This is a genomic window from Frateuria sp., assembly GCF_035695185.1.
Taxonomy (GTDB): domain Bacteria; phylum Pseudomonadota; class Gammaproteobacteria; order Xanthomonadales; family Rhodanobacteraceae; genus Frateuria_A.
In genome coordinates this window covers 22,526-28,525 of sequence record NZ_DASSES010000100.1, presented here as the reverse complement: position 1 = coordinate 28,525, position 6,000 = coordinate 22,526, and the positions used below count along the sequence as shown (strand labels likewise).

Here is a 6,000-nt window from a genome sequence, read left to right as displayed (position 1 = left end):
AGGTTCGGCGGGCAATGCACCGCCAGCAGCCCGAGGCGCGCGCTCAGCTCGGTGAGCGCGTGGTCGCGGTAGGGCTTGGGCAGCGCCAGCACCAGCGCCTCCTCAAGGTCGGCCGCCATGCGCACGCGGCCGTCCAGCATGCGCTTGACCGTCTGCCGGTTCGCCTCGCTGTCGGCGTACGGATCCTTGCTCTGCTGGAACGGCACCGTGCGCGCATGCAGCGGGGTGCGCTCGTGGTAGAGGTCGGCCACCGCCTGCGCGTACGTGCGCTCGGTGAGCGCGCTGCGGCTGATAGCCAGCATCACGTGCTCGGCGATGACCTGGGCGCGGGTCTCACGCACGGCGGCGCTCCTCCGTGGCCAGCTCGATGACATCGCTGGCCACGTCGGCGCCGGCGATCGACAGGAACCGCCCACGCTCGGCGATCATGCAGAGCACCAGCTGCTCCAGGCTGGCCGAGGCGATGCCGTTGCGCCGGGCGCGGGCGAGCAGCTCGCGCAGGGTGATCACCTCATGCGCCGCCGCATGCGCCTGGCTGGCGAACACGTGCCGCGCCCGCGCCGGGGCGGCGCCTTCCTGTAGCTCAAGCATGGGGTGAAACCTCCGGGTCAGGCGTCGCGGTATCACCGGTGGCAGGCTGGGCCATCGGTAACTTGCGGAGGGAGTCGTGGTGGGTGCGGAGCGCGCGCAACGTGTTGGGCGACCAGCGGGGCTTGCCCGTGGGGCTGGGGATGCCGCGCTCGGCCAGCTCGCTGGCGGCGCCGCGCAGGCTGCGCGTTTTCAGCAGCCGCACCGCCGCTTCGCGGTGGCACCAGGTTTCGGGGTCGCGCAGCAGGCGGCGATCGCCGCCCGCGCCCACGGCCACGCAGCCATAGGGCACATGGCCGTACACCTTGCCCTGCTCGCGCAGCGATGCGTTGCACTCGGTGGCACGCTGTACGGCAAGGTCGCGCTCGTACTGCGCCGCGGCCAACTGGATCGTCAGGCTAAGCCGACCGGCGGGCGTGCTGCTGTCGATCAGCTCGGTCACGCTATGCACCGCCACGCCCAAGCGCTCGGCCGTGCCACGGAAAAAAGCCAGCCCGTCCAGCGCGTCGCGGAACAGCCGGTCCAGCCGCAGCACCACCACGCCCCGCCCTTCTCCGGCCTTCAGGCGCGCCAGCAGTTGCTTGCCTGCCGGGCGCTTCGCCAGCGGAACGCTGGCGCTGACGCCGCCGTCGAAGTGCACATCGATAAGCGTGTGCCCATGCAGCTCGCAATACGCCCGCAGGCGCTCAATCTGCTGGCCCAGGCTCAGGCCCTCGCGGGCCTGCTCCTCGGTGGATACGCGCACGTAGCCGAGGAGGTTCATGCGGCGGCCTGCTTGCCCTGCTGACGGTCCACGGCGAGTAGTTGAGCCGCGCTAACGGCCTTTCCGCACGCCAACTCCATGCGGAGCGCCAGGGCTCGCGTCGTTACGTATCCGCGGTTGCGGTGCAGACGAAGCATCTCGCGCGTTATCCCGGCTGCCTTAGCGGCCGCGGTCATCGTGGGGAAGCAATCCTGGAATCGTTGCACTGGGTTCATGTTGCACATCATGCCAACGTGAAGTTGGCGTTGTCAACAAGTCAAAATTGGCCATTCGGAAGGGGCAAGCTGCAAAAATGACTTGGCAAATCGAATGCGGTGTCGAACCGTGTGCCATGCCAAGCCGTCCCAGCCCCTATCAGGAATTCGCCGAGCGCTTGCAGCTCGCGTTCGATCGCACAACGATCAAGCGCGGGCGTGGGCGTGTATCTGAGGTCGCGAGCCACTACCAGGTCTCGCGCGAAACAGCGCGCCTGTGGTTTGCTGGATCGGCCATGCCCGAGCTGCCTCGGCTCATCCAGATAGCCCGCGACTGCGACGTTGCACTTGAGTGGCTCGCCACAGGCCGCGGTTCCATGACGCCACCGCACGCGGGCGTGCGCGACGAAGGCCGACCGTATATGGCGAGCCTTAGCGAGGATGAACAGGCTGTCGTCACTGCGATGCGGTTGCTGCATCCTCATCGCCGCCGCGGACTGGTGGCGCTGCTAACCTGAGGCGCCAGGTCAAACAGGGAGGGGAGCAATGCGCAAGCTGATCTGTATCGCTTTGGGTGTGGCCTTGATTGCGGGCTGTGGCGTACGCCCAGATGGCAGTAATGGCCAGCGTCGCGACTTTGATGTCCAGAGCATGAGTTACGAGCAGGCATACCATCATGCCAGCAGCTATTTTCAGCAATGCACGCGCGGCATAGTCGGGTTCGCGCCCGACGTAGTGAACAGCAACATCTACCCCGACACTAAGACAGGCCAGATCACCGTGGCGAACAGCAGCGGCATTGTCGTCGCTCGCGCCACTATTACCTCTGTGGACAAGGGTGCCCACGTAATGATCGCGACGATCAAACGCGCCGGTCTTTGGAACGCGAAAGACTTGGATGCGATCGAATCGGCGGTACGCACTGGCGCTATCGCCTGCAGGTAGGGGACTAACGCGGACCAGCCGCGCCGATCTGGCGCCAGACAGGGGCGCCTACGCGCCTTTGCCGAGTTCGGCGGCTAGCACGGCTGCCTCGGCAACAAGCTTCTCGTAGCTGCGCGGGATCCGCCCCGATGCCACCAGTCGCTTGAACACGGCATAGCAATCGCGCTTGCCCCCTGCGTTGCGCAGGGTGTCCTCGTCATTGAACCAGGCGTAGATGATGTTCTTTGGCGCGGTCGACCGGTACTGGAAGAACAGCCGGTAGCGCTGGGGCATGCCCTTCTTGGCCCGCCGCCAATGGCGATTCGCGGGGCCGAGTGTGTCGCCCAAGCGGTAATCGGCGTGATCAGGGTTGCTGGGCACGCGCCGCAGGATGCAATCCATCACGCACTCGAGCAGCTTCCACAGGCGATGGTGGGGCGCGTTGTCCGGGTCATCGCGCAGCAGCGCCTCCACGTCGGTCATCAGCTGATCGAGGTGGTCGATGAAGATGGGGTGCCCGTACAGCGTCCAACCGTTGGAAACCAACGCGTCAGAGTCCTTTCCGACTGGCATGGCGTTACATCTCCTTGGCTTCCGCCTCGAGGATGGTGTGCATGCGGTTCTTGATGCTGTCGAACCGTTCGAACAGCGTGCGCGGAATCGGGCGAATCCGCTCCGGATGCTGGGCGATGTCTCGGTCGATCAACTCGACGAAATCGCGCTCCGGTTGTGTCTCAGCCCGCTTCCGATCGAGGCTTACGACTTTCTGCGACATGGGTTTCTTCCCTCACGGCAGCCCTTGGTCCTGCCGACGGCGCGAAGCTTCGCGCACAAACCTGTTTGCCGTCTATAGAAATTCTCATTTCGGCCTGAGAATTTACCAAATAGGTAACAAGTCACGGTCGGCGTTCATACAACAGGCCAGATGGTGGGCTATCGGCCGTCGAGGCGCCGTCTTTAACGCAAGGCCCTCGCGTTCTCCGCCCTCACCCGCTCCCGGCAGGGCTGGGCGATGTTGTACTTGTCCACCTCGAACTCGTAGAGCGCCAGCAGGATCCGTACCCAGGCGGCGTGCTCGGGATCAGTACGCGGCTGGGGCGGTACTGGCGTGGGCGGGGCCTGGTCGCACACCGCTTCCGATCTTGGCGTTGATGCGCTCGCGTGCCGTGTCCAGCTCGCGCACGATGTCAGCAGGCACAGTACGGCAGTCACCAGGCACCAGCACGGTGCGGATGCGCGCAGCAGCTTCATCGCCGGCTCCTTGGGTGTCGTTGCGCGCCTGGTTGGTGGCGCGCCGGGTAGTGGCGCCAATGGCCTCGATGTGTCCATCTCGCTGTGCGTCGGCATCCGCCTGTCGGGTGTCGGCGCGGTAGGCCTGCGCATCGCGCGCATTGCCCTCGGCGTGTCGCCCCCAGGCGTAGCCGCCTCCGACCGAGGCCAGCGTCCACAGCACCAGCGCCAGCAGCAGCCAGGGCGATGGCAGCACCTTCACGGCGCAGCCCTGCCCTGTGTCACGTAGCGCCACCACGGGCATGGCGCCTGTATCGCCATGAACGCCGCCAGCGCGCAGTGGAAGGCCACCTCGTACAGCGAGGTGCCGCGCATGCGGGGGATCAGCAGCAGCACTCCGGCGCTTGCCGTGATCGCCACCAGCACCGCCATGCGCAGCACATGCCGAAACCACCCGCGCGGGGAGGTGTCGGCCGGCCGCGGGGTGGTGTCGTGCAGCATGGCCATGCCGGTGGCCAAGGCCACGAACGCGGCCACGGCACTGATCAGCTGGGTCATGGGGCGTCTCCACTGGGCGTGGGGGCCGCGCGGTCCTTCACCTCGCGGCCAATCCGGTCGCGCACCGCCGGCACCAGCGCCTTGGCGAACAGGGAGAGCAGGCCCGCGATCGCCGGCGCGGCCCCCTGCGTCCAGCCCATGTGCGGCAGCACACCGAGCACCACGGTGCAGACGGCGCCGAACAGGGTGAAGGCCAGTGCCCAGGCGAACATGCGCAGGCGGGTGACGTTGGGCGGCTGCAGGATCAGGCCCGCCGCGGCCCCGGCGAAGGCCATGAACACCACCGGGGCCGGCACACCCACGAAATCGAACGGTTGGCTCCAGGTGGCCAGCGCCGCCACGTAGGCGCTGGCGCTCGCCTTGAGCCAGCCCGGCCCCGGAACGTAGGTCATGCGGCGGTCCTCGCAAGGTAGGTCTTCGGGGTGGGCATCTGCCCGGCCGGCTCGGTGGGCAGGCGTCCACGCGCCAGGTCGTAGGCGCGGTCGATCACCCCGGTGTCGCCGCTTTGCGTGCCATCCCAGCGGCCCATCACGCGGCGGCTCCAGCCCTCCCCGAACGTGGCGAACGTGCGCAGCCCACGCAGGAAGCGCATGCGCTCCTGGCACAGCTCGTCGGTCAGCGCCGTGGGGCCGTAGTCGGCGCAAAAGCCCTGCACCCTGGCCACCGTGCGCGGCCCGCACGCGCCATCGGCGGGCGTGCCAACGATCATCTGCAGGGTCTTCACCGAGCGGCCCACGCCACTGTTCACGGCGAAATCGAACAGCGCGTAGTCCACGCCGGCGGGCAGGTTGTCGCAGCCGGCGAAGGTCCAGTAGCGGCGGCGGTAGATCGAGCGCCGCTCGGCCTCGGTGCTCACGCGCACGTCGCGGCGCGGCAGGCCGCGCAGGTCTCGATCGTCGTCGTACACGGCCTGAGTGATGCCGTCCTGCGTGGCGCCGCCGGGGTCGCTCGGGTGATGGCTATAGCCCCGCTCGTAGCCGAGCGTGAACTGGTAGCTGATCTCGAAGGCGCCGGTACTCATGCCCGCAGCGTGGCGGGCGCGAGTGTTGCGCCTCCATACTGGGGGCGAAACGCGGCAGGCGCAGCCATTCGCCGGCCCTGAGACACGCGCGGCTTATCGTCCCGCCATGCCTCGCCACCCTCCCCGCAATCTGCACTTCATGGGGCCCACCGCGATCTGCGATGCGTGCGGGCGTCCTGGTTGGGATTGCCACGCGGCGGGCCTGGCCTGCTTCTTCTGCGGCTCCGGCGTTTTCATGCACCGCAAGTTCTGGCTTTACACGCCCTGCCCCGATTGCGCGCCCGGGGATCGCGCGCTCTGCCCCTCGTGCAAGGGCGCCGGCATCATCGCCACCCCGCGCGCCGAGGTCACCATGGAGGATCTGCGGGAGGAGTACACCAAGCTGGCGGACCGGTACCGGTGGCAGCGCTACCCGGTGCCGGCGCCGCTGATGGAGCGGTTGCGCTGGGTAGGCTGGCCGCCGGCGGCTTGACCAAACGAAAAGGCGCCCGGTGGAAAGGCACCGGGCGCCGGGGGCACTACGTCCAAGGGCTCAGGGCTAGGGGGGCGAGGGAGCCGTTGGACGTTGGCAGGTTAACGATCACCTCGCGAGGCTGCCGTGATTCGCGTCACATACCTTCACGGTTCTTTCACAAACAAGCGAGGCCCCCGGTCATCGGTCCGCGCCTGACTTACGCTGCCGGCTGGCGCCTGGCGGCCATCGGTTAAGCCCTGACTCACGA

General features: G+C 67.5%; 11 protein-coding genes and 1 pseudogene. 3 read left to right on the top strand and 9 right to left on the bottom strand.

Annotated elements, in window-relative coordinates; all coding sequences use genetic code 11:
- From VFH59_RS07910 to VFH59_RS07900, 3 genes and pseudogenes are all read right to left on the bottom strand, one after another.
- A pseudogene (locus VFH59_RS07910) lies at nucleotides 1–341 on the bottom strand (hypothetical protein); the annotation flags it as partial.
- Nucleotides 334–591: a hypothetical protein gene (locus tag VFH59_RS07905; RefSeq protein ID WP_325164341.1), complete on the bottom strand. Its 258-nt coding sequence runs from the start codon at nucleotides 589–591 to the stop codon at nucleotides 334–336. The pseudogene VFH59_RS07910 and the gene VFH59_RS07905, both read right to left, overlap by 8 nt.
- The gene (locus VFH59_RS07900) at nucleotides 584–1,351 is read right to left on the bottom strand and encodes a recombinase family protein (RefSeq protein WP_325164340.1); all 768 of its coding nucleotides are present in this window, start codon (nucleotides 1,349–1,351) and stop codon (nucleotides 584–586) included. Before VFH59_RS07900 ends, VFH59_RS07905 begins: the two co-directional genes overlap by 8 nt.
- 292 nt (nucleotides 1,352–1,643) lie before the next feature.
- Between VFH59_RS07900 and VFH59_RS07895 the strand changes: the two genes are divergently transcribed.
- The gene (locus VFH59_RS07895; RefSeq protein WP_325164339.1) at nucleotides 1,644–2,063 is read left to right on the top strand and encodes a helix-turn-helix domain-containing protein; all 420 of its coding nucleotides are present in this window, start codon (nucleotides 1,644–1,646) and stop codon (nucleotides 2,061–2,063) included.
- A gap of 28 nt (nucleotides 2,064–2,091) precedes the next feature.
- Nucleotides 2,092–2,490 carry a BPTD_2524 family lipoprotein gene (locus VFH59_RS07890; protein ID WP_325164338.1) on the top strand — a complete coding sequence of 133 codons (399 nt, stop codon included), beginning with the start codon at nucleotides 2,092–2,094 and terminating at the stop codon, nucleotides 2,488–2,490.
- 48 nt (nucleotides 2,491–2,538) lie between these two features.
- Here VFH59_RS07890 and VFH59_RS07885 read toward each other — a convergent pair whose 3' ends face one another.
- From VFH59_RS07885 to VFH59_RS07860, 6 genes are all read right to left on the bottom strand, one after another.
- The gene (locus VFH59_RS07885) at nucleotides 2,539–3,042 is read right to left on the bottom strand and encodes a type II toxin-antitoxin system YhaV family toxin (RefSeq protein WP_325164337.1); all 504 of its coding nucleotides are present in this window, start codon (nucleotides 3,040–3,042) and stop codon (nucleotides 2,539–2,541) included.
- A gap of 4 nt (nucleotides 3,043–3,046) precedes the next feature.
- The gene (locus VFH59_RS07880; RefSeq protein WP_325164336.1) at nucleotides 3,047–3,244 is read right to left on the bottom strand and encodes a hypothetical protein; all 198 of its coding nucleotides are present in this window, start codon (nucleotides 3,242–3,244) and stop codon (nucleotides 3,047–3,049) included.
- 306 nt (nucleotides 3,245–3,550) lie between these two features.
- On the bottom strand, nucleotides 3,551–3,961 hold the full coding sequence (locus VFH59_RS07875) for a hypothetical protein (RefSeq protein WP_325164335.1): 411 nt from the start codon (nucleotides 3,959–3,961) through the stop codon (nucleotides 3,551–3,553).
- Nucleotides 3,958–4,257 (bottom strand): hypothetical protein, encoded by a 300-nt coding sequence (locus VFH59_RS07870; RefSeq protein ID WP_325164334.1) that lies wholly within the window; start codon nucleotides 4,255–4,257, stop codon nucleotides 3,958–3,960. Before VFH59_RS07870 ends, VFH59_RS07875 begins: the two co-directional genes overlap by 4 nt.
- Nucleotides 4,254–4,649 (bottom strand): hypothetical protein, encoded by a 396-nt coding sequence (locus VFH59_RS07865; RefSeq protein ID WP_325164333.1) that lies wholly within the window; start codon nucleotides 4,647–4,649, stop codon nucleotides 4,254–4,256. The genes VFH59_RS07870 and VFH59_RS07865 overlap by 4 nt, the downstream gene beginning before the upstream one ends.
- Complete coding sequence (locus VFH59_RS07860; RefSeq protein ID WP_325164332.1) at nucleotides 4,646–5,278, bottom strand: glycoside hydrolase family 108 protein; 633 nt, start codon at nucleotides 5,276–5,278, stop codon at nucleotides 4,646–4,648. The genes VFH59_RS07865 and VFH59_RS07860 overlap by 4 nt, the downstream gene beginning before the upstream one ends.
- 235 nt (nucleotides 5,279–5,513) lie before the next feature.
- Between VFH59_RS07860 and VFH59_RS07855 the strand changes: the two genes are divergently transcribed.
- Entirely contained in the window at nucleotides 5,514–5,750 is a 237-nt protein-coding gene (locus tag VFH59_RS07855) for a hypothetical protein (RefSeq protein ID WP_325164331.1), read from the top strand.
- Nucleotides 5,751–6,000 lie beyond the last annotated feature (250 nt).